Genomic DNA, 21,666 nt, shown 5'->3' with positions numbered 1-21,666 from the left:
ACTTTTCCCATTTTCATATAGGGCCACCACCTGCTTTTTAAAATCTGTTGTGAACGTTCTTCTTTTTTTAGACATAGTAGATTCTCCTCACGTGTTGTGTATTATTCTACTTGCCCTTATTTTTATTGTCCAACTAAGTGTAACCTATCCAAGTTTTTACGGTGAATCCAAAGGATTCTAAGATTTTCTTAAGTGCCATTTAATGGAGTATCTCAGACTTTTTCGTCATTCATTCTGCACTACTTCATACCGCCTTCCATTAAGTTAAACTACCCCGTAATAACACTGGTTTGATACAAAGAGATGCGCAATATACTAACCAATAAAGCTGAAAAACAAAAGGGGAACTCCCCCTCTTGTTTTTCAGCTGTCATTATAATCCTACTAAATTGTCATTTTATATTTGAGAAAACCCGAGATCACATTATTAGTTGACGGATTCCATAACCTTTACCTGTTCTATTTTCCGAAAAACACGGTTGCAAAGTGAAAATATCCAGTAAGCGCTGATACTAATAATTATAAAGCCTGTAATTGGAAGTGCCATTGCGATCACTGCCGTTGCAACCAAGATAACAAGAGCTAGAAGGGTAATCGGAAAATGTAAAAGTGAAAAGAACAACGCATTCTTTAGCAATACACGCCAATTCGTTTTGTAGTGAACCATGACAGGAAACAAAAATACGGTTGTAAAAGTATACAAAACGCCGACAAAAAGCAGAACCGGCAACAATACGTTACGGATGGAACCTAATCCGTATATGAACTTATAGTCAGAATAGAATATATAGGCAAAAGTCAGCCACAAAATCCCCAGTAGAAAACTTTGCTTAAAATTTTCCTTAAAATAGCGAAAAAACGAAGTAAAAACGCTGGAATCCTTATACAAAACCGATTGTCGCACAACCCCAAACATAGCAGCGGTTGCCGGGAAAATCGTTACGACAGGCAAACACATCAGAAGCCAAAGCAAATTTAACAGAAAAAGATTACAAACTACCTCGAATGTTGAATACACTTTGCTGTTCATAAAGTTCATATTTTCACCACTGGTTTTTAAAATTTTGTAAATGTGCCCTTTTCCCGCAATTATTTAATACCTGTAATCGTGACACCTTCTATAATTTGCTTTTGTGCAACGATATAAATAATAAGTACAGGAATAACAGAGATTGTTGTACCCGCCATCATCAATGCCCAGTCAGACACATATAAACCTTTGAACGTATTTAGCAGTAATGGAACTGTAAATTTCTCAGGTGTGTTCAAATAAATTAAGGCGTCAAGGAAGTTATTCCATGACCCTAAAAATACGAAAATACCAACAGCAGCCAGGGCAGGGCGTATCAGTGGTAAAATAATGCTCCAGTAGATTCTGAAGTAGCCTGCTCCGTCAATGACGGCTGCCTCTTCCAATTCTTTTGGAATACCCATGATAAATTGCCGCAGTAAAAATACAGCGAAGGCGTTAAATAAACCACCAGGTACAATCAGGGACAGGTGGGAATCCAGCCATCCAATTTTCCCCATGATAATATATAAAGGAATCATCGTTACTTGCTTGGGAATCATCATTGTAGACAAGAAAAGAATGAATAAAACGTTTGCTCCTGTAAAACGAATTTTTGCAAACGCGTAAGCTGCCATAGATGCAGTTAGCAATGTAGCCAACACAACCGTACTAGTAATATAGAAGCTATTCCAGTATGCTTTTCCGAACGGCATTGCGGTCAATGAATTCAGATAATTAGACCATTGAATTGGATGAGGGATCCATACCGGAGGTACGAGAAAGATTTGCGACATGTCCTTCAAGGAACTGATTACCGTCCAAAGGAACGGGAAGATCATAGTAAGAGCGCCAAGAGTTAATATGCCATGAAGAATAATTTGAGATGGCTTTACCCTTTTCTTCACCTTTGTCTGTACGACTGGAATGGCTGTCTTTTTAACTGCTGTGACTATATTATTCAGCATAGTGAACCCACCTTTTCGACATTTTAAATTGGATAAGAGTGAAGATTAAAATAATCACAAACAGAATCATCGCAGAAGCAGCGCTCTCTCCCATTTTAAAGTCAATAAACCCTTGTTGATAAATATGGTATACAAGTGTATAACTAGATTTCGCAGGACCACCGTTCGTCATAACGAAGGCCTGGTCAAATACTTGGAAGGAGCCAATGATAGACATGATGGCAATAAAGAATGTTGTAGGTGAGAGCAATGGCAAGGTAATATGCCAAAATTTACGAAAACGGGAAGCGCCGTCAATTTCAGCAGCCTCATAATAACTTTTGGAAATTCCTTGTAAACCTGCGAGAAAGATAACCATGTTATTACCAAGTCCCCACCAAATACTTAAAATTGCAATTGCCGGAATAACCCAATGGGTATCGGTCAGCCACTTTGGCCCTTCAATTCCGATATGCGAAAGCAGCAGATTCAAAATTCCAAAGTCACCGTTTAAAATCCACATCCAAATAACCCCGATGGATACGGAATTTGTTACAACAGGCATAAAGTAAAATATCCGATAGATCTCCTTCCCTTTCACCTTGTTAAGCGCAACCGCAAGGAGTAAGGAAAGAATAATGCTCGCTGGAATCACTAAAACCATATAATATACTGTATTTTTCATTGCCATCCAAAAATCCGGATTTTCAAACTGCTTCAAATAGTTGGCAAAACCTACAAATGTTTTTGCACCAAACCCGTCCCATTTTGTGAAACTTAATACAAGTGCGTAAATAACCGGGAATAAAGAGAAAGCAAATAGGCCAATTAATTGCGGTGTGATAAATAAATAACCTGCTAACGTCCTTTGGCGATTATGCATGGAACTCACCCTCCGTTTTCAATGATAGTAGAGAAAGGGAAAGCATTCTATCAACTCCCTTTCCCTATGATTTTAGTAAAATTAGTTACCCGCTTTAAATTCTTCTATCATTTTCTTTGATTTTTCTGAAATTTTCTTGATGGTTGTATCCACATCTTGCTTTTTTAGGAACAACAAGTCATATTGGTCTTCAATCTCCTTGTTCAAGCCAGGAACTTGTCCTTTAAATAGTTTAGGAGAGCCGCTTGCAAAACCTGTTTCACGACCATCGATTAGATATTGTGAATGCTCAACTGTCTTGTCGCTCGTTACTATGTCATCAATACCGCTTACTGAAGGAACTGCGCTACCATTTCCGGTTAAACGCTCTTTTTGTCCTTCCTTTGATACATAGAATGTTGCAAACTTCATTGCCTCGTCTACTTCTTTAGACTTTTTGTTTACAGCAATGTATGCTACAGGAATTTGGACTGGCTCCATTTTGTTGCCAGTATTAGTTGGCCAGGAAATATAATCAAATTTGAGGCTCTTGTTTTGGCTGAACATTGGAGTTAACCAGCGCCCTGCAGCCACAATTCCCACTTGGTTGGACAGGAACATCGCATCTATTCCTTGTCCTTTTGGAAGAGATCCAGCGTACGTGATTTGCCTCTTTTTCATTAAATCGTTTACAAATTGGATCGCATCTTTCGCTTTTTGATTTTGGTCCATCACGTAATTTCCTGATTCATCAAAGGAAAGACCGCCGTTTGACCAAATCCAAGTATCCATTAGCCATTGTTCGGCTATAAATCCCTTTTTACCGGCATCTTTTAATTTCTTCGTTACTTCATTAAAGGCATTCCAATTCCATTTGCCTTCATCAAAATATTCTTGAGGCGATTTAATGCCCAGGTCTTTAAACATTTTTTTGTTGTAGTACATAACCACTGGATTACAGTCAACTGAGATACCGTAAATTTTGTCACCTTGCTTGGCAGCGCCCCATAGACCGACTGCATATTCATCCGGCTTGGCATAGCTCTCATCACTCTTCATGAATTTACCCAACTCAGCAAGGGCACCTTTTTTTGCCAACTTCGCCATGGTAGTGTCGCCAACATAGAATACGTCTGAAGCATTTCCGCCTTGCAGCTGGGTCAATAATTTTTGCTCATACCCTTCACTAGGCACCGGTATCATTTTAATTTTTACGTTTGGATGTTCTTTTGTATAAGCATCGATCCCCTTCTGGTATACCTTCAACTCGTCGGGATTTCCCCAAACAGACATCGTAAGGTTCACTGTTTTACCAGAGGCGCTTCCACCTGATTCTGAGGATGTTTTTGTGCTGTTGCCACTGCACCCGGAAAGGGCAAGCATGCCGGCAAGAACTGCTGGAACAATCTTAAACATTACCTTTGATTTTATTTTCATTTTGAAACCTCCCATTAAATTTGAAAAATAATAAGTTTTTTAAAAAAAGGTAAATTGCTAAGTCTTATTGGGATGCTTTTCTTTCAATCTAGTTTCATTTTCTTTCTTCAAACTTAGTTATTAATAATCTTAGATAAGTTCGTTGAATTTCTTATCACTAGATATCAAAGATACCTGAATACTATTTTTGGCAGTAACCTAAAACTTTGAATCCGCTTTCGTTTCGAGATAAAAAAATCTGCCCACAAATTCTTAACTCAAATAATATTTCCTACTAGCTAGTAAACACATATACTATATAATCAGCAGAGACTACTATATAATATTTATAACTCATTTGTTAGCTAGTGAGTCTCCGGTTTAATGTCCCTATTAAAATGTGATGGCCGTCACTAGCATTCATTAGGGATGTTAAACCTTTTTACCAATATGAAGAATCCTGTCTGCAGTTTTTCTGGATTCACCCCCTAAAGTCATATCTTCTCCCTACCTACTTTTTCACCGCTTTCTCTAATCACCAATTAAGTAGGAACGGTTACTTTCAATCGAAGTTTCCTGGTATTGATTCGATAATAATAATTTGGAACGGAAATGTTTGATTCTTGAAGCGCCTGTCGTTATTAAATTTTACCGCTTTCATAAATCCCGGGTCTTATACATACAGTCAACAAAACAAGATTTGTACATTCTTGCGGTTATTCACCTCCATTGAAGTCACTTTTTAAAAAGGTAAACTCCTTATATAATTAAGATAAAATGATAGTTAATTTGATACAAGAGTAAAAAAAACAAATGGAGGGTAATATCTTGCTGGGTGATTTATCTCAAGCTTCAATAGGTTTTCAATTTATTATGCCCATGCCTCTTTTAATGTTAAAGGGAATCGGCTGGCGCTCTTATTCATCTCCCACATATATTTGGGATGGAAGACGCCGCTCTAATGAATATTGCTTATTTCAATATACTGTAAGTGGTCAAGGAGAAATTGAGATTGAAGGGAAAATTTATAGTCAGAAACCAGGTGATGTTTTTATTGTTGAAATCCCTAGTGATCACTGCTATCGACTGCCATCCTATTCTAAAGAGTGGGAAGTACTCTATATCGAATTTTCAAAAGAAGCCATACCTTTTTGGCATCAACTCTTTAGTTTGTCCGGTCCTGTTATTTCAGTAAAAGAAGATTCAGCCTTTATGCAATTGGCTTGGACCGTCTATGAATTGGCTGTGAAAGATCAAATAAAGGATGTGTATCAGTGTTCTAAATACGCTTATCAACTGGTAATGGAGTTAACCAGTCACTTTTATCAAGAACAAAAGACAAGGCCTTTGCCTTCTAAGATTGAACTATGTAAGAAGTTTATTGATGAAACGTATCAAGAATCAATTGGGTTGGACGATATGGCAAATGCAGTAGGGATTTCTAAATTTCATCTCACTCGTGAATTTGAGAAAAAATTAGGAATGACCCCTAACCGTTACCTGACTCAAGTCCGATTAGAAAAGGCCACTCAACTATTAGTTTCTTCAACTGAAATGAATTTAGAGATGGTGGCGAAAAAGGTGGGATTTACTTGCGCCAATTATTTTGGGAAAGTTTTTAAAAAACATATGGGGATTTCTCCAATGGAATTTCGTAGGAATAATAATCATTATGATATGAATCGGATTTTATTTAAAAAGTAGTTTAACTTAATAATTAAGATCATGTATTCTTCGAGGTTGAAAAAATATGAGAAGTAGCCAAGGCTTCCTTGAAAAAGCGTTTGGCTACTTGTAATCACTTGACTCACTTAGATAATAATCAATGTTATCTCCTTCTAAATTGACTGTACGATATAAGTACATCCACTTCAACCCCATTTATAATTAATTTAACTATGGAATTCCTTCCAATTCCCTGTAGACAGAAGCATAGTATTAACAATTAAAATCCAACTGAAATTTGTGGTCGAACGAAGAGCAATAATTTACCTTATGTATATCTTTTTTACCCTTGTCCCACAAAACAAATAGTTTTATCCTGAATTATATAAGCAACAAATTGCTTAAAAAGACTTTAGAGACAAGTAATACAATAAATAATCTAGGAGAGCTATATGACTATTCAGTTTGATTCAGAGAATAAAATTTTTCATTTAAAAGGAAAAAATACAAGCTATGTTATGCAAGTAATCCGAGATGGATATTTAGTCCATTTATATTGGGGAGAAAGAATTAAAAAATATCGCAAAAGTAATCCTGTTACATTCATTGATAGAGGATTTTCACCAAATCCAGACCCGTTAGACCGAACATTTTCATTAGATACAATACCACTTGAGTATCCCGCCTATGGAAATGGGGATTTTCGATCACCCGCTTACCAGATTCAATTAGAAAATGGCTCTACTGTGACAGATCTACGTTATCTTACGCATCAAATCTATGAAGGGAAGCCAAAATTACAAGGTCTGCCATCTACTTATATTGAATCGGAAAAAGAAGCTGAAACATTAGAAATTGTCATGATAGATGAATTGATTGGATTAAAGGTTACGTTAATTTACACAGTCTTTAGAAATTTTAATGTAGTCACTCGCTCTGTACGATTTGATAATCATGGAAATGAAAATCTCAAAATCATGAGAGCATTAAGTGCTAGTGTAGATTTTCGAGACGATGAGTTCGAATTATTATCATTATATGGGGCTCATATAAACGAACGAAATATTTCTAGACGTCCGATAACGCCAGGTGTTCACATTATGGAAAGCCGTCGTGGTGCAAGTAGTCCACAACAGGATCCATTTTTGGCATTACTTCGTAAAGGAGCCGATGAAGATCATGGGGAAGTATATGCATTTAATTTCGTATACAGTGGAAACTTTTTAACCCAAGTAGAGTTAGATCAATATCGTAATACCCGAGTCTCTATGGGTATTAATCCATTTGATTTTTCATGGTTGCTTGAACCAAATGAGGGTTTTCAAACACCGGAAGTAGTTATGGTTTATTCTTCAAATGGATTAGGAGAAATGTCACGAACCTTTCACGAGCTTTATCGTACTCGTTTATGTCGAGGAAAATTCCGCGATCGTATACGTCCTATTTTAATTAATAACTGGGAAGCCACCTTCTTTGACTTCAACACAGAAAAAATCGAGCAGATTGCAAAAGAAGGAAAAAAACTTGGAATGGAACTATTTGTATTAGACGACGGTTGGTTTGGTCATAGAGATGATGACAAAAGTTCATTAGGAGATTGGATAGTAGATAAAAGAAAACTTCCCAATGGTCTAGAAGATTTAGCCATGCGTATTCGTGATATGGATATGGAATTTGGTCTATGGTTTGAACCAGAGATGGTATCAGAAGATAGCGATTTGTATCGGAAACATCCAGATTGGTGTTTGCACGTGCCAAATCGACCTCGTACAGTAGGCAGAAATCAGTTGGTTCTCGATTTATCTCGTAAAGAGGTCTGTGATTATATTATTGAGGCATTATCTAAAATATTATCAAGTACTTCAATTAGTTACGTTAAATGGGACATGAACCGTCATATGACAGAGGTTGGATCGGCAACTCTACCACCGGAGAGACAGCGAGAAACTGCGCATCGTTATATTTTGGGACTGTACCGAGTTATGGACGAGCTGACTTCAAAGTTTCCAAACATATTATTTGAAAGTTGTTCTAGTGGAGGAGGACGTTTTGATCCAGGTATGCTGTACTTTATGCCTCAAACATGGGCCAGTGATAATACAGATGCCGTATGCCGGTTGAATATCCAGTATGGTACTAGTCTGGAATACCCAATCAGCTCTATAGGCTCACATGTTTCAGCTGTTCCAAACAATCAGGTTGGCCGAGTAACACCACTTGATATGCGTGGCCATGTAGCCATGTCTGGCAACCTCGGTTATGAATTAGATTTAACAAAATTATCATCAGAAGAAAAGGGAATGATTATGCAACAGGTTGCTTTTTACAAGGAGATTCGACCGTTGATTCAATTTGGCACTTTCTACCGTATCCTTAGCCCATTTGAAGGAAATGAAACCGCCTGGTCTTTTGTCTCTGAAAATTATTCGGAAACAATAGTTGGTTATTTCAGAGTATTATCTCAACCTGCAGCATCTATTCGGATTCTCAAATTAAAAGGATTGGATCGAGATAGTTTGTACAAACATATGGAAACAGGTGAAGTGTACGGTGGGGATGAGCTTATGAACATAGGGATTACGATACCAAGAATTAAAGGAGATTTTATAAGCCTATTCTGGAGACTAAAGAAGGTTTAAACATAGTACATTGTAATGAACATGTTACCTTTTTTGCATATTATGCTGCGAGTAACTCATTTACGAATTAAACAGTTACAAGAATTGGGGTACGCATGATGATTTTACAGATTGAAGTATTAGAAGAACAGATCAATCTACTCAAAAAAGATTTGATTAAGATTGCTAAAGAAACTGGCTTAAACAGCCATGAAACAATTCGTTGTAGTCGGAAATTAGACCAATTAATCATGATTTATCAAAAATATGGAAATGCAATTAATAAAAAGAAAACAAAAGGAAATCAGCATCATCTTTTATCTACTGATTCAGAATCGGTTCTCATTATGTTATAAAATGGAACCGGTTCCTGGTAACACTTAATGGAACAAGTTGTTTTTACTACTTTATTTTTACCATGGATTGAAATTGGTTCCAAATAAAAACTTAAAACAAAGGAGAAAGGATATGAATTACAAAGAAAGCGCACAAGCCATTTTAACCGCTATTGGAGGAAAAGAAAATGTTTCAGCAGCAGCACATTGTGCGACAAGGCTGCGTTTAGTATTGCATGATGAGGGAAAAATCAATCAAGCTTCTTTAGATAGCCTCGAGGTTGTAAAAGGTACCTTTTCAACTGGAGGACAGTTTCAAATTATCATTGGTGCCGGTACAGTAAACGAAGTCTTTAAACAATTTGTTAATCTTACCGGGATTAGCGAAATGTCGACCAGTCAAGTAAAAAATGCAGGGGCGAAAAAACAGAATCCGTTTCTTCAATTAATTAAATTACTTTCAGATATTTTTGTTCCCATCATCCCAGCCATCGTAGCAGGTGGTTTATTAATGGGACTTAATAATGTATTAACCGCAAAAGATTTATTTATCCACGGAAAATCATTAATTGATGCCAACCCTAGTATTGCCGACTTAGCAGCAATGATAAATACATTTGCAAACGCTGCGTTTGTCTTCCTCCCGGTGTTAATTGGTTTTTCCGCTACAAAAAGATTTGGCGGGAATGCTTTTTTAGGGGCAGCACTTGGTATGATTATGGTTCATCCGGATTTATTAAATGCGTATGGGTATGGTGCGGCATTAGTAGCTCATAAGGTTCCAGCATGGCATATTCTCGGTCTTACAATTGAAAAAGTTGGATATCAGGGAACTGTTTTGCCGGTCCTTGCTTCCTCTTTTCTTTTAGCGAAAATTGAAATCAACTTACGAAAAGTCATTCCTTCTGCACTGGATAACCTATTTACACCTTTATTATCAATCTTGATAACTGCAGCGCTAACATTCACAATTGTAGGTCCGTTAACTCGCTCAGCAGGTAATTATTTTACGGATGGAATCGTGTGGTTATATAATACAACAGGCTTTGTTGGTGGAGGGATTTTTGGATTCTTTTATGCCCCAATCGTTATAACTGGTATGCACCAAAGCTTTATTGCAGTTGAAACTCAATTGTTGGCAAATATCGCCAAAACAGGTGGTTCATTCCTATTTTCAATTGCAGCCATGTCTAACGTAGCTCAGGGAGCAGCCACTCTTGCCGTTTTTTTCATGACGAAAGATAAAAAAATGAAAAGTGTTGCATCTGCATCAGGAATTTCTGCCCTTTTAGGAATAACTGAGCCGGCAATGTTCGGTGTGAATTTGAAACTTAAATATCCATTTATTGGAGCAATCATCGGATCTGGTATAGCCTCTGCATTTGTTACCTTCTTTAAGGTAAGAGCCATTGCTATGGGAGCAGCAGGACTTCCAGGAATTATTTCGATTAAGGTAGCCTCTATTCCTTATTATGTAATTGGCATGGTAATCTCGATGATTATTGCATTTATATTAACCCTGGTATTAGGAAAAAGAGATGCAAAAAAGCTTAGTCGGTAATGAAAATAAGGCAGCTTACTTCGTAGAGTTAAAGGGGAATCGTATTGATTCTCCCTTATTTTTTCTCCGAAGTCCTCTCAATTTTTTTGTTTAGAGAACTTGAATCTAATAATCCTCTAGATTTACATCAATATCTTTCCACTCCGGTGTACCCTTATTATGCGAATATCCCCTTTTCATTTATCAATTCATATTGTCATCAACTTAATCAATGATCAATTGATCAATTTCAACAACTTCCTTACTATCACGAAACGTCCCGGCGGATACACCAACCATTTTACGGAATACCTTATTGAAATAGTTGGCATTTGCATAACCCACTTGGGCTGCAACGTCCGTAACAGAGGAGCTTGTAGTACGAAGAAGCTCCGCCGCTTTTTGAATTCTGATTTTGGTAAGGTATTGCACAGGTGTCATATTTAGTTGGTGTTGAAACTGCTTAATAAAGTAATATCTTGAGAAACCGGATACGGCCGCTATATCGTCGAGTGTAATCGGTTCATGATAATGTGTTTGGATAAAGGAAAGAGCTTTTGTAATCTGGAGAGAGATATCTTTCGTTGTTTTTTCAATATTTCTTATGAAACGGTAACACTCCATAATAAACTCGTAAGCTTTTGCAGAGGCATAATATGCATCTGTAATCCTTTGATCATATGTCTCTTGATAGATTTTCAGTAAAAGCTGGATCAACTTTGAATTCGGAGGTACTTTCAAGACAGGACCACTCTGTTCCTTCATAAACCGCCAGCAATCGGCTGCTTCTCTTCCTACTAATGTAATAAACATAAACTCCCATCCCTCGCTATCCTTTGGAAAATAATATCGATGATCGCTAGGAATCTCGACAATGAATGCTTCTCCAGCCTTCACTGTATAGCTTTTATCCGCTATGTCAAGCCTTCCTGATCCTGACAGAGTGTATTGAAAAACATAAGTGTCAACATCTTTCCGCTTTAATCCATGCCAATCATAAACCGTGCCGGGCATTTTTTCTTCCCGTCCAAGCACGAAAATGTTTGCTACATCGTTAGGAAGCACATCTTGAAAACGAAAACCGTACGTTCGATAATCCTTCACAGGTTTCTCTCTATTTATAAAGGACAATATTTTACCCTCCAATCACACTAACTTACCATTGAGGTTATTAGGTAAACGTTTTAATATTATTATAACAACAAAAAATACAAAGATGAATACGGGGAATTAATTTGGTTTTAAAGCAATTTTTTATCCTATTAGAAGATTCTATAGGCATTCCCGGCTTCACTTTATAGGAGGTAAATTTATGTCAAAAATCACGTTTATTGGAGCAGGAAGTACCGTTTTTGCAAAAAATGTTCTTGGTGACTGTATGTCCGTTCCCGCATTAGCTGGGTTCGAGTTCGCATTATTCGATATAGACAAGCAACGCTTAAAAGACTCGGAAAATATGTTAAATAATTTAAAACAAAGCTTACAAGCAAACATAGTTGTGAAAGCGTATTCGGATCGCAAAGAAGCATTGCGAGGAGCAAAATACGTTATTAATGCCATTCAAGTTGGTGGCTACAAACCAAGCACCGTTATAGATTTTGAAATACCTAAAAAATATGGCCTGCGTCAAACAATTGCTGACACAATCGGGATTGGCGGAATTTTCCGTTCGCTTCGTACCATTCCGGTTTTGTGGGATTTCGCTAAGGATATCGAAGAGGTATGTCCGGATGCCCTGTTTTTAAACTACACAAATCCGATGGCAACATTAACAGGAGCAATGCTCCGCTATACAAATGTTAAAACAGTTGGATTATGTCACAGTGTACAAGTTTGTAGCGAGCACCTCTTTAAATCCTTAGGTCTGGATCATGAAGGAGTTGAAGAAAAAATCGCTGGTATCAATCATATGGCCTGGCTCCTTGAGATCAAACGCGACGGCAAAGATTTATATCCGGAAATTAAACGTCTTGCGAGAGAAAAACAACAAACAAAACATGATGATATGGTCCGCTTCGAGTTAATGGACAAATTCGGATACTACGTAACTGAATCATCTGAGCATAATGCTGAGTACCATCCGTACTTCATTAAACGCAATTATCCGGATTTAATTGAGAAATTCAATATCCCTCTAGATGAGTATCCGCGTCGTTGTGTAGAGCAAATTGAACGTTGGGGAAAAATGCGCGACGAGATAGTCAATAATGCGCAGCTTACCCATACTCGTTCTCACGAATATGGTTCCCGTATTATTGAAGCGATTGAGACGAATGTTCCATTTAAATTTGGCGGGAACGTTTTAAATAAGGGGCGCCTAATTAGCAATTTACCGGAAAAAGCTGTTGTTGAAGTATCATGCGTTGCTGACCGTAGTGGCATCAATCCTTGCTATGTAGGTGATCTTCCAGAACAGTTAGTAGCCCTCAACCGTACAAATATTAATACACAGCTTTTAACAATTGAAGCAGCAGCAACGAAAAAGAGAGAACACATCTATCAGGCAGCAATGCTTGACCCTCATACGGCCGCTGAATTATCAATGGATGACATTATTGCGATGTGCGATGATTTAATTGATGCACACGGTGACTGGATTCCAAAATTTGAAGGTCGTAAGACTTATTCCGGAATTTCCTTAACGGTGTAAATGTTTTGCTGGTAGTTTAGCATCCCTATATAAATAAAATTGAGCCCAATTTCTCAGAATTAAAATTGAGAAATTGGGCTTTTTTGTTCCCCCTTCATATAAATAGCTGTGATTTCATTTGTAAATAAGAATGTACACCAGTTATAGGGTTAAAAGCCCATTAAAAATTAGCCTCAACTGCTTGGAAATCACCCAAAGTTTTTTTACCATGTTTTTTCACTTATAAAAAAATGCATTTTGCAAAATAATATTACATATTAACTTTACGGAATTATAGAAAAGTAGTTTCAGGACCAACACCAAACTCAATACCATCTAAACTGGCTTCAAATAAATATTTTTTTTAATCCGTTTTAGCAAAAGGTTTTATTAAACATTAATTTTAACACTACAATAAATCTTTAAAAAATAAAAGACCGCTCTGATGTATACGGCCACCCAAAAGTGCCAACTCTGCCATTTTTCAGAGCCACTTCGGACAGATTTCAGAGCCACCTCTGCCATGGCGAGTGCCACCTCCTGTATAATGAATTTGCACAATAGTGTGCAAATTCATTATACAGGAGGTTTTTTTGTGATCAAATATCGTGAAATTCTGAGATTGAACGACCAAGGTCTCAGTAACCGCAGTATTGCTTCAAGTTGCGGTTGTTCGCGCAATACCGTTAATAATGTGATAAAAAGGGCTGATGAATTACAGGTTTCCTGGCCACTTGAGAAAGACATCACTGATACTGACCTTCAGAATGTCCTCTACCCGGAAAAGGGTAAGTCGGATTTGAGGAAGCAGCCTGATTGTTGTGAGATATTAGTTTGTATTGTAAATCAGTATTAGGCATTACATCAGAATAAGTGACGGAGGAAGTAATTTTTTGTAGTGTTCTCTTTTTATCATTATCTGTGAATTTATCATATCCTGAGATTGAAACCTTATCTTGAATCACTTGTGCATCTTGGATGTTATCTAAATTCCAGCCTAAGGAATACTCCCCCATTTTAATTTTCACGAGATTTTTTTACTTGTCTTTTTAGCAAATTGAATATTTACTTTATTATCTTTATTAACCAAAACTTTATCGTTGGTTTCGGGATCTGTTGAGTCATTTAAAGTGTTATCTATATCTTTCCATTGCCCATTTACATTGTAATGAACTGGATAGGGATATACATCCGCTTCGTATGTATGATCCTTTAATAAAAAATGCTTAACGTTTTCTTCCCTTTTACTCAAATCTTCCTCCACTATATCTTTTGATCCAGCTGGAGGAGATTTAAATTGAGACGGAAGATTGTCTGAATTAACTGTTTCTTTACTATATGCTGCATTTGTCTGAAATGGTAAAAGCGAAATAACCAACAATATTGATACGAGAATAGATGTTGCTTTTCTTATCAATTGGCTCATTTTTAAACCCCCTATTTAAAAATATGCAAAATATTCAAAATCTTCCGTTTACATGATTTCAGTCCCTCCCTCCTTTATCAATATTTTCCTAGAATGGATAAATAATACTACCATTGATATACAATAAACAACAGATATTTACATTCAAAACTCGACAAAAAATGACATAGTTTAATTCTTTTAATAGTTAAATAATAGTGGATATCTAACTCCATATTTTAACTTGTGATCCAGTCCTTAGTAATTTAACAGTCGACAAAAACTTCTTTATTTTATAAACTACTTGTGATAGATGTAATTTTCGGTAAATAAATGTAAAAAAATAGAAAGAATCACTGATGGCATAGGGAAATTCAGATAATACTTATCCTTCTTTGAAAACTATTTAGTTACAAGGAAAGAGTAGAAAAATAGACTAATATTCACAGAAAAACACAGGGGGAAAGAAATGAAAGGTAAGATAACTAAAGAAAGATTTAATAAAAAACGACTACTGACAGGTTTAGCTACTACTATTTTGATTACAGCTTTTCCATGTTTTAATGGTACGCATATTGAATTGTTTCAACCTAATTTTGTAAGTGCCGAATCGCTAAATTATACCGCTACTGAAAACTTAAATATTCGCAGTGGGCCATCTACTAAATATGCAATACTTGGAACAGTTAAGAAGGGATCAAACCTCAACATTATAGGAAATGCAACAGGTTGGTATAATGTAATTTATAATGGCAAAAAAGGGTTTGTAAGCGGTCAATATGTAAAAGTCTCGAATTCTCCAACCCCAGTAAGTGATCAATATGTTACAACCTCCGATTTGAATGTTCGTAGTGGGGCTTCTGTGGCATATCCAATTCTTGGTGTACTAAAAAAGGGGTCATCTTTAACTGTACATTCCAAACTTTCTAATGGTTGGTACCAAATTAATTACAGTGGACAACAAGGATTTGTAAGTGGAAACTATGTGGAACTAGTAAATGATTCAAATTCATTTACAATGAATGTTCCATTAGTTCTGCAAAATCCAGAGCTGCCAGCTGGGTGCGAAGTTACGAGTTTAGATATGGCCCTTCTATACAAAGGGGTTAATATAGATAAGATAACGTTAGCTAATAAGATGCCTTATACCACTACTCTTGACCCAAACAAAGGGTATGTTGGAAGCCCATATAACCGTACAGGTTACACGATCAACCCAGTTAAGCTCCAAGAGTTGGCAAAGGTTTATCGTCCTGGCAGTACAGACCTAACTGGAGCTAGTATCAATATCCTTGAAAATGAAATCAGAAAAGGCAACCCTGTGCTAGTATGGTATACAATCGGATATGGGGATGTAACGGACTTAAACCATTATAAATATCAAAACAATCAAAAATACTGGTGGCCTCAACCCTTGCACTGCATTGTTGTAACTGGAGTGAGCCCAATGAATTTTTACATAAATGATCCTTTAAATGGAAACAAAAACTATCCAATCAACAAAACTCGTTTTAACAAGATTTATACAGATATGGGAAAGCGTGCGTTAGTTGTCCGATAATAAATTCTATAAGTATTAAAGTTTAATAAATTTGTCTAGAAGTTTTATTTTCCATTAGAAATCGATAGATTGGTAAATTATAGTGGAACATTTTTTTGTATATTGGTACAAGAGACAATTTTTATCAAAAAGTAAAGTGGTATATCTATGATTAAATAGTACGAACATCAAGCACCTGTTAAGGTGCTTATATTTTTCACTAATTTCAAAATACATATAATGTATATTATATGCTTAGTTAAATTCAGGTTAAGCATAGAGCAAACCTTTAAAGAGTTGCTCTTTTTAATTTTCTGTTTCTTCTCTTTTAGCCCTCTTTGGTTTTAAATCTATTACTTTTACATCCTCTGTCGAATTCACCATCCTACAAAATTCGCTAATTCCTCAAACTGCAAATCTTCTAATTCAATTCCTTGCTAAAGCAGACAAAAAAAGAGGTGACTCGAAAATGCAGTTGATCAACAACCATTTGATTCAGCCTCTTTTTTATGCGCTTTTCTTTATACTCAAATTTACTCTTTTCTTAATACCTCCCATATGATTAAGGATTAAACACAACAGAGAGAGAATAGATAATAATGTAAAGCTTATAAAATAATGGCCAGTTACATCTTTTGTGAATCCAATGATAATGGGAGGAAAGAAACCTCCGATTCCTCCAACTGCGCCGACAATACCTGTTACCGATCCTATATTATCTGATGAGACTTCAGGTACCATCTTAAAAACTGCTCCATTTCCGATCCCAAACAAAATGGCGATTAACAGACAACTAACACTGAAGAGAATAAAATTCCCCATCGAAAAAGCGATAACCAATCCACATAACAATACACCACTAAAAACAATGGTTAACAATCTTTTTGCTCCAAACTGATCGGATAGATACCCACCAACCGGACGTATAAACGTAGCTAATACAACGAACCCTGCTGTTTTTATTCCAGCATCAAGGGCCGTAATGTGATACAGGTCATTCAACAAAGTAGGTAAATAAATACTAAAAGTAACAAAACCTCCAAAGGTAAGGCAATAATAAATAGATAATAACCAAGTTTCTTTAAATTTTAATACGGACAATGCTTCCTTTAAAGTCTTGGTCTCTCTTAGTCTTTGGCCATCTTGAGTTCCTATCCAAAAGATAATGGACATAACCCCCAATGCAAATGCAAGGCTCCAAAATACCCACTCCAAACCATATGATGTAAAAATCATCGGAATGAAAAAACTAGCCACTGCCGATCCCAAATTTCCCATACCCGCAATTCCTAAAATGAAACCTTGTTTTTCTGGTGGAAACCATCTAGAAACATAGGTAATGGAAACAGCAAACGTTGTTCCTGCCATACCAATAAAAAATGCCCAAAACAACATCATGGCATAAGAATGAGCAAAACCAGCTCCAACCATCGGTAAGACAAGAAGTAATATGGTTAAAGCATATATCTGTCTACCACCATATCGATCGGTTAAAATTCCCATAGGAATACGCATCAAAGAACCTAACAGAACAGGTGTAGCGATTAGAATGCTTTTTTCTAGAGCACTTAATTGGTACATTTTTTGAATTTCCGTAGCGATTGGTGCAAAGACCGACCAAACTGTAAAACAAACAATCATCGATAAAGTTGATAAAATTAGTACTGATGCTTGACCCTTCTGTTTCACCATACCAACTCACCTTTCATTTCTCTTGATATTAATTGTTCTAGTGGAACTCACTATTCTATTTATACAAACATCTTCTCTTTCTCTTTATCAGGAAACCAGGAATGTTCTCCTGATAAATTGACGACTTCTCCTATGCCTAGATTGGCAATCTGTTCTTTTTTCACGATTTTTTCAATTGTTTCAAGAGTGCCAAGAACTGTTCGCCGGTAACCGTCCCTGTCCCTTGTTCAATGATCGCGATCGGAGTTTAGGGATTCTTTTTACAGGCCCGTAGTTGTTGATATATATAAGGAAGGTTTTTGATTCCCATGTAAATAGCAAGGGTATCAACACCCTTTGCTAAGTATTCCCATTTGAATACTATCCAGTTTTCCAGTCGCCGCAAAGTGTCCTTCTTGCGTCTCTTTTTCTAAAGGAAAATTCATTCCTTGACTTTTTAACTCTTTTTCCAGCATTTTTGATGCTATGCGATCAAGCTGCTTTCCATTAAACAGCTGGATATATGAACAACATTCACTTCCATTCCAAGGTTTAGCAACCCTCTGGCAGCTTCTAAACCTAGCAATCCGACGCCAATTACTACTGCTTTTCTATATTGTTTCGATGTTTCAATCATTTTTTGGCAATCTTCAATTGTTCGGAATGTGATAACCCCTTCTTTATCAATACCAGGAATAGGAATAAGAAACGGAACCTGTCCCTATAATGAGTGTGTCATACGGCACTTCTCTTTTTTTGTCTATTTTTACGATCTTTTTCTCTATGTCAATTTGTACAACTGCTTCTCCTGTGAAGAGTTGTATATTCTGCTCTTCATACCAATCACGATCATTTATCGTAATATTCTAAAACGATGTGCTGCCCTGCAGTAATCGACAATATGATGCGATTATAATTAACATTCGGTTCGCTTCCAAAACAGTAATGGCAAATAGATCGGGACCATTCTCTAAAATCTCCTCGATGCAACGCATACCCGCCATTCCATTCCCAACTAATACTAACTTTTGTTTATCCATTCTAAAACCTCCAGCAAGTTAAAAAAGATGATGGCTAAAACATACCTACTATCCTAGTATTTCATAAAATCTATTAAAAGAAATGAATCATGTCATATATCCTCACATAAAAATAATCGGAGGAAAACCCGATCTTCTTTTTGAGGGGAGGCATTAAAATGCTGTCAAAACATAACATTGAGGGCCATGACCAGCCTAAAAGAAGTCTAAATTAAACTCGACGGGAATGAAAATAGAGAAAAACCCATGTTTCAACAATGTTTAAAACATGGGTTTGTCTACGTTCTTAAACGATTTTGATAATCGTTATTGTATTTTATTATTAAAGATTACTTTCTCCACATCATGCCTGACAGTTTTGTGACCACTCTTAATACCTTTTCCAATTGCTATAAGCATAACGTCCAAATACCTCTCAGAAATATGCAATGCCGACTTAAGCTGTTGGGAATCATACCCTGACATTGTAATTGTTTCAAGACCCGCTTCATTAGCCAGTAAAATTAATGACATGGAAGCCAGGCTTGCATCTCTTGTTAATTCGATACTTAAATCTTCTTTTGATTTATTTGCATAATAACTTATTGCAGCACCTGCCAAATAATCTCTTAGTGTTGCATCAAAAAAACCTGCCTGAAATCCTTCTTCATGTATCTTTATGATATTTTCTTTCTCAAAAGCATGGTAATCCCCAAGTATCACAATTAATGTGGATGCTTCTGTCACTTGTTGTTGATCAAAGGCTATCGGTAACAACAAATCTCGCAGATGAGCATCGTCTATGACTAAGTATCGCGTTGCTTGTATATTATTTCCGTTAGGCGACTTACTAGCACTTTCAATCAATGATGTTACCGTTTCTGAACTGACTTTATAGTTTGAATCATAATGCCTAACGGAACGTCTTTTTTCCAAAATATCCTTTACACTCATGGTATCCACTCCAAATTTTTTTTTTGCTACAACACCGATTATAATAGACACTAAACTAAGAGAAAATAACGCACATTAATGTGGCATAGCCACTTTTTAGTGCCTATTAGGCTTAAACATAATATACGAGGGGGAATAAAGGGTGGGGAGTCAAAACACTGGAATTAATATTTTCATGAATACAGTAGGAGGAAAGTGGAAATGTCTAATCCTCTATTTCTTGAGCCAAAAATCAATGCGGACAAAAGAATTTTATGAAAGAATCCCAGCAATTACACAAAAAGTTTTGACTGATCAATTAAAGCAGTTAGAAAAAGATGGGATAGTCCGAAGAGAAGTATTTAAGGAATTACCTCCAAAAGTAGAGTACAGCTTAACGGAGTTAGGTGAATCATTTGTACCAGTTTTAAACACAATGTGTGAGTGGGGGAATAATTATGCGGTTGTAAGAGAGATAGATCGAGATGAGGAAATTTGTTGTCATTATAGTTAAATCTAATTTTTATAAATTGTAAAGATTTATTCAAGTAGATTAATCTTTAACTAAACTCAAATCCTCATTATAATATAAAAATCCATTTTCATTTTTAATACCTTGTTCAACAATCTAGCCCAATACACAAAGAATGAGCGCAATTCTTTTTAAAGAAATGCGCCCGATTGCGGAAGATTAAAAAATGCGAAAGAGCTGCAAAAATGGCTTCTAAGTTCTTTGACTAACGCACCCGTTCGCAAGAACGAAAAAGAGAAGAGATAGGATTATATACAATTTAGTAAACTAGAATTATTTCTAAAATGATGGATTTTTTGATGTTATTAACACCAAATATTTGTCTTAAGAGCACTGCTGGATTACAAAAAAGTGCTTATGGCACTTCAAAGTGCGTACTTCTCAAGTGTGGTTCCATGATGCAAAATAACAGTGAACAAAGCACAGTATAGAAGGAGCTGCAACACTATGAATAATGAATCTCAATCAACACGCAAAGTCGCCTTGGTCGTAGGCGCAAATGGTGTCATCGGTCGCAACCTCATTGATCACCTCATTACTCTCCCTGATTGGGACGTGATCGGCGTATCGCGTCGAGGCGGTGAATCTGTCGGCCGTGTCCGGTATGTAGCTGCGGATCTACTCAATATAGACGACACCCGCGAGAAGTTAAGTGGTTTAACTGAGGTAACACACATCTTCTATGCCGCCTATCAGGACCGTCCAACTTGGGCCGAACTTGTTCCGCCCAACCTCGCCATGCTAGTGAACACCGTAGAAGCGATCGAACCAATCGCGTCGGGCTTAAAACATGTTAGTTTGATGCAGGGATACAAGGTATACGGCGCACATCTCGGCCCGTTCAAGACCCCGGCTCGTGAGACAGACGCTAACCATATGCCGCCAGAGTTCAATGTTGATCAGCAAGATTTCTTAGAACAAAGGCAAAAAGGTAAGGCTTGGACTTGGTCGGCGCTCCGTCCTTCTGTAGTCTGCGGCTTCTCTCTTGGAAATCCGATGAACCTCGCTATGGTTATTGCGATCTACGCCTCAATTTCGAAGGAGCTTGGACTTCCGCTGCGGTTTCCGGGCAAGCCGGGTGCTTATGACAGCCTCTTGGAGATGACAGATGCGGGGCTTCTCGCGAAGGCAACAGTATGGGCGGCGACTGAAGAGCGTTGTGCCAACCAGGCATTCAACATCACGAATGGCGATCTGTTCCGCTGGAATGAATTATGGCCGAAAATCGCTCACTACTTCGGCTTGGAGACGGCGCCTCCGCTGCAGATGTCACTGGACGTTGTCATGGCGGACAAGGAGCAGATTTGGAACAAAATGGGCGATAAACATGGGCTTGCTCGGCATTCCTATAAAGACGTATCCTCCTGGCGATTCGGTGATTTCGTGTTCTCTTGGGATTACGATTTCTTCGCCGACGGAACTAAGGCCCGTCGCTTAGGTTTTCACGAATACGTCGATACCGAAGCGATGTTTATGAACATCTTCGACGACTTCCGCAAACGCAAAGTCATCCCATAAACGAAAAGCCGGCCTTGTATATTAGGT

18 protein-coding genes and 1 pseudogene are annotated in these 21,666 nt (G+C 37.1%); 9 read left to right on the top strand and 10 right to left on the bottom strand.

Features of this window, described 5'->3' with window-relative positions; translation table 11 throughout:
* Positions 1-427 precede the first annotated feature (427 nt).
* From J7E63_RS26515 to J7E63_RS26500, 4 genes are all read right to left on the bottom strand, one after another.
* A complete protein-coding gene (locus tag J7E63_RS26515; RefSeq protein ID WP_215017958.1) occupies positions 428-1,030 on the bottom strand; it encodes a YesL family protein in 603 nt (200 codons plus the stop codon).
* Between the two features lie 59 nt (positions 1,031-1,089).
* Positions 1,090-1,977 (bottom strand): carbohydrate ABC transporter permease, encoded by an 888-nt coding sequence (locus J7E63_RS26510; RefSeq protein WP_214732144.1) that lies wholly within the window; start codon positions 1,975-1,977, stop codon positions 1,090-1,092.
* Positions 1,967-2,839 (bottom strand): carbohydrate ABC transporter permease, encoded by an 873-nt coding sequence (locus tag J7E63_RS26505; RefSeq protein WP_215017956.1) that lies wholly within the window; start codon positions 2,837-2,839, stop codon positions 1,967-1,969. The genes J7E63_RS26510 and J7E63_RS26505 overlap by 11 nt, the downstream gene beginning before the upstream one ends.
* Positions 2,840-2,920: 81 nt before the next feature.
* A complete protein-coding gene (locus tag J7E63_RS26500; protein WP_215017954.1) occupies positions 2,921-4,255 on the bottom strand; it encodes an ABC transporter substrate-binding protein in 1,335 nt (444 codons plus the stop codon).
* Between the two features lie 807 nt (positions 4,256-5,062).
* On the opposite strand from J7E63_RS26500, the gene J7E63_RS26495 reads away from it, so the two are divergent.
* From J7E63_RS26495 to J7E63_RS26480, 4 genes are all read left to right on the top strand, one after another.
* On the top strand, positions 5,063-5,938 hold the full coding sequence (locus J7E63_RS26495) for an AraC family transcriptional regulator (RefSeq protein WP_215017952.1): 876 nt from the start codon (positions 5,063-5,065) through the stop codon (positions 5,936-5,938).
* A gap of 413 nt (positions 5,939-6,351) precedes the next feature.
* Positions 6,352-8,538, top strand: a complete 2,187-nt coding sequence (locus J7E63_RS26490) for an alpha-galactosidase (RefSeq protein WP_215017950.1) — start codon at positions 6,352-6,354, stop codon at positions 8,536-8,538.
* 95 nt (positions 8,539-8,633) lie between these two features.
* Positions 8,634-8,873, top strand: coding sequence for an aspartyl-phosphate phosphatase Spo0E family protein (locus J7E63_RS26485; protein WP_251033797.1), 240 nt, complete (start codon positions 8,634-8,636; stop codon positions 8,871-8,873).
* 112 nt (positions 8,874-8,985) lie between these two features.
* On the top strand, positions 8,986-10,413 hold the full coding sequence (locus J7E63_RS26480; RefSeq protein WP_214732154.1) for a sucrose-specific PTS transporter subunit IIBC: 1,428 nt from the start codon (positions 8,986-8,988) through the stop codon (positions 10,411-10,413).
* Between the two features lie 204 nt (positions 10,414-10,617).
* Here the strand turns inward: J7E63_RS26480 and J7E63_RS26475 are convergent, their stop codons facing one another.
* Positions 10,618-11,523 (bottom strand): AraC family transcriptional regulator, encoded by a 906-nt coding sequence (locus J7E63_RS26475; protein WP_251033796.1) that lies wholly within the window; start codon positions 11,521-11,523, stop codon positions 10,618-10,620.
* 181 nt (positions 11,524-11,704) lie between these two features.
* Between J7E63_RS26475 and melA the strand changes: the two genes are divergently transcribed.
* Positions 11,705-13,042, top strand: a complete 1,338-nt coding sequence (melA, locus tag J7E63_RS26470; protein WP_215017948.1) for an alpha-glucosidase/alpha-galactosidase — start codon at positions 11,705-11,707, stop codon at positions 13,040-13,042.
* A 424-nt stretch (positions 13,043-13,466) separates the two neighbouring features.
* Entirely contained in the window at positions 13,467-13,877 is a 411-nt protein-coding gene (locus J7E63_RS30390) for a helix-turn-helix domain-containing protein (RefSeq protein ID WP_308162028.1), read from the top strand.
* On the opposite strand, the gene J7E63_RS26460 is transcribed toward J7E63_RS30390, so the two are convergent.
* Both J7E63_RS26460 and J7E63_RS26455 read right to left on the bottom strand, forming a co-directional pair.
* Positions 13,768-14,049: a hypothetical protein gene (locus J7E63_RS26460; protein WP_215017977.1), complete on the bottom strand. Its 282-nt coding sequence runs from the start codon at positions 14,047-14,049 to the stop codon at positions 13,768-13,770. The genes J7E63_RS30390 and J7E63_RS26460 overlap by 110 nt on opposite strands.
* Complete coding sequence (locus tag J7E63_RS26455; protein ID WP_215017943.1) at positions 14,046-14,447, bottom strand: hypothetical protein; 402 nt, start codon at positions 14,445-14,447, stop codon at positions 14,046-14,048. The genes J7E63_RS26460 and J7E63_RS26455 overlap by 4 nt, the downstream gene beginning before the upstream one ends.
* 448 nt (positions 14,448-14,895) lie before the next feature.
* Here J7E63_RS26455 and J7E63_RS26450 point away from each other — a divergent pair, with 448 nt between their 5' ends.
* Entirely contained in the window at positions 14,896-15,987 is a 1,092-nt protein-coding gene (locus J7E63_RS26450; protein WP_215017940.1) for a C39 family peptidase, read from the top strand.
* 486 nt (positions 15,988-16,473) lie between these two features.
* Here the strand turns inward: J7E63_RS26450 and J7E63_RS26445 are convergent, their stop codons facing one another.
* The 3 genes and pseudogenes from J7E63_RS26445 to J7E63_RS26435 form a co-directional block, all read right to left on the bottom strand.
* On the bottom strand, positions 16,474-17,655 hold the full coding sequence (locus tag J7E63_RS26445; RefSeq protein ID WP_374193807.1) for an MFS transporter: 1,182 nt from the start codon (positions 17,653-17,655) through the stop codon (positions 16,474-16,476).
* Positions 17,656-18,050: 395 nt separating this feature from the next.
* Positions 18,051-18,677, bottom strand: a pseudogene (locus J7E63_RS26440) (FAD-dependent oxidoreductase); the annotation flags it as partial.
* Between the two features lie 306 nt (positions 18,678-18,983).
* Positions 18,984-19,610, bottom strand: coding sequence for a nitroreductase family protein (locus J7E63_RS26435; RefSeq protein WP_214718345.1), 627 nt, complete (start codon positions 19,608-19,610; stop codon positions 18,984-18,986).
* Between the two features lie 142 nt (positions 19,611-19,752).
* On the opposite strand from J7E63_RS26435, the gene J7E63_RS26430 reads away from it, so the two are divergent.
* Both J7E63_RS26430 and J7E63_RS26425 read left to right on the top strand, forming a co-directional pair.
* Positions 19,753-20,103 (top strand): winged helix-turn-helix transcriptional regulator, encoded by a 351-nt coding sequence (locus J7E63_RS26430; RefSeq protein ID WP_308160803.1) that lies wholly within the window; start codon positions 19,753-19,755, stop codon positions 20,101-20,103.
* A 465-nt stretch (positions 20,104-20,568) separates the two neighbouring features.
* Positions 20,569-21,639, top strand: coding sequence for an SDR family oxidoreductase (locus tag J7E63_RS26425; protein ID WP_215017936.1), 1,071 nt, complete (start codon positions 20,569-20,571; stop codon positions 21,637-21,639).
* Positions 21,640-21,666: the final 27 nt, after the last annotated feature.

The sequence above is a fragment of the Bacillus sp. ISL-75 genome (genome assembly GCF_018613095.1).
Note: the sequence above shows the minus strand (reverse complement) of the source record. Positions and strands in the feature narration are given on the sequence as shown.

Bases quoted from the DNA above. Each gene is read 5' to 3' on its own strand.
- J7E63_RS26515 (WP_215017958.1), bottom strand. From the start codon at position 1,030: ATGAACAGCAAAGTGTATTCAACATTCGAGGTAGTTTGTAATCTTTTT.
- J7E63_RS26510 (WP_214732144.1), bottom strand. From the start codon at position 1,977: ATGCTGAATAATATAGTCACAGCAGTTAAAAAGACAGCCATTCCAGTC.
- J7E63_RS26505 (WP_215017956.1), bottom strand. From the start codon at position 2,839: ATGCATAATCGCCAAAGGACGTTAGCAGGTTATTTATTTATCACACCG.
- J7E63_RS26500 (WP_215017954.1), bottom strand. From the start codon at position 4,255: ATGAAAATAAAATCAAAGGTAATGTTTAAGATTGTTCCAGCAGTTCTT.
- J7E63_RS26490 (WP_215017950.1), top strand. From the start codon at position 6,352: ATGACTATTCAGTTTGATTCAGAGAATAAAATTTTTCATTTAAAAGGA.
- J7E63_RS26485 (WP_251033797.1), top strand. From the start codon at position 8,634: ATGATGATTTTACAGATTGAAGTATTAGAAGAACAGATCAATCTACTC.
- J7E63_RS26480 (WP_214732154.1), top strand. From the start codon at position 8,986: ATGAATTACAAAGAAAGCGCACAAGCCATTTTAACCGCTATTGGAGGA.
- melA (WP_215017948.1), top strand. From the start codon at position 11,705: ATGTCAAAAATCACGTTTATTGGAGCAGGAAGTACCGTTTTTGCAAAA.
- J7E63_RS30390 (WP_308162028.1), top strand. From the start codon at position 13,467: ATGTATACGGCCACCCAAAAGTGCCAACTCTGCCATTTTTCAGAGCCA.
- J7E63_RS26455 (WP_215017943.1), bottom strand. From the start codon at position 14,447: ATGAGCCAATTGATAAGAAAAGCAACATCTATTCTCGTATCAATATTG.
- J7E63_RS26450 (WP_215017940.1), top strand. From the start codon at position 14,896: ATGAAAGGTAAGATAACTAAAGAAAGATTTAATAAAAAACGACTACTG.
- J7E63_RS26435 (WP_214718345.1), bottom strand. From the start codon at position 19,610: ATGAGTGTAAAGGATATTTTGGAAAAAAGACGTTCCGTTAGGCATTAT.
- J7E63_RS26425 (WP_215017936.1), top strand. From the start codon at position 20,569: ATGAATAATGAATCTCAATCAACACGCAAAGTCGCCTTGGTCGTAGGC.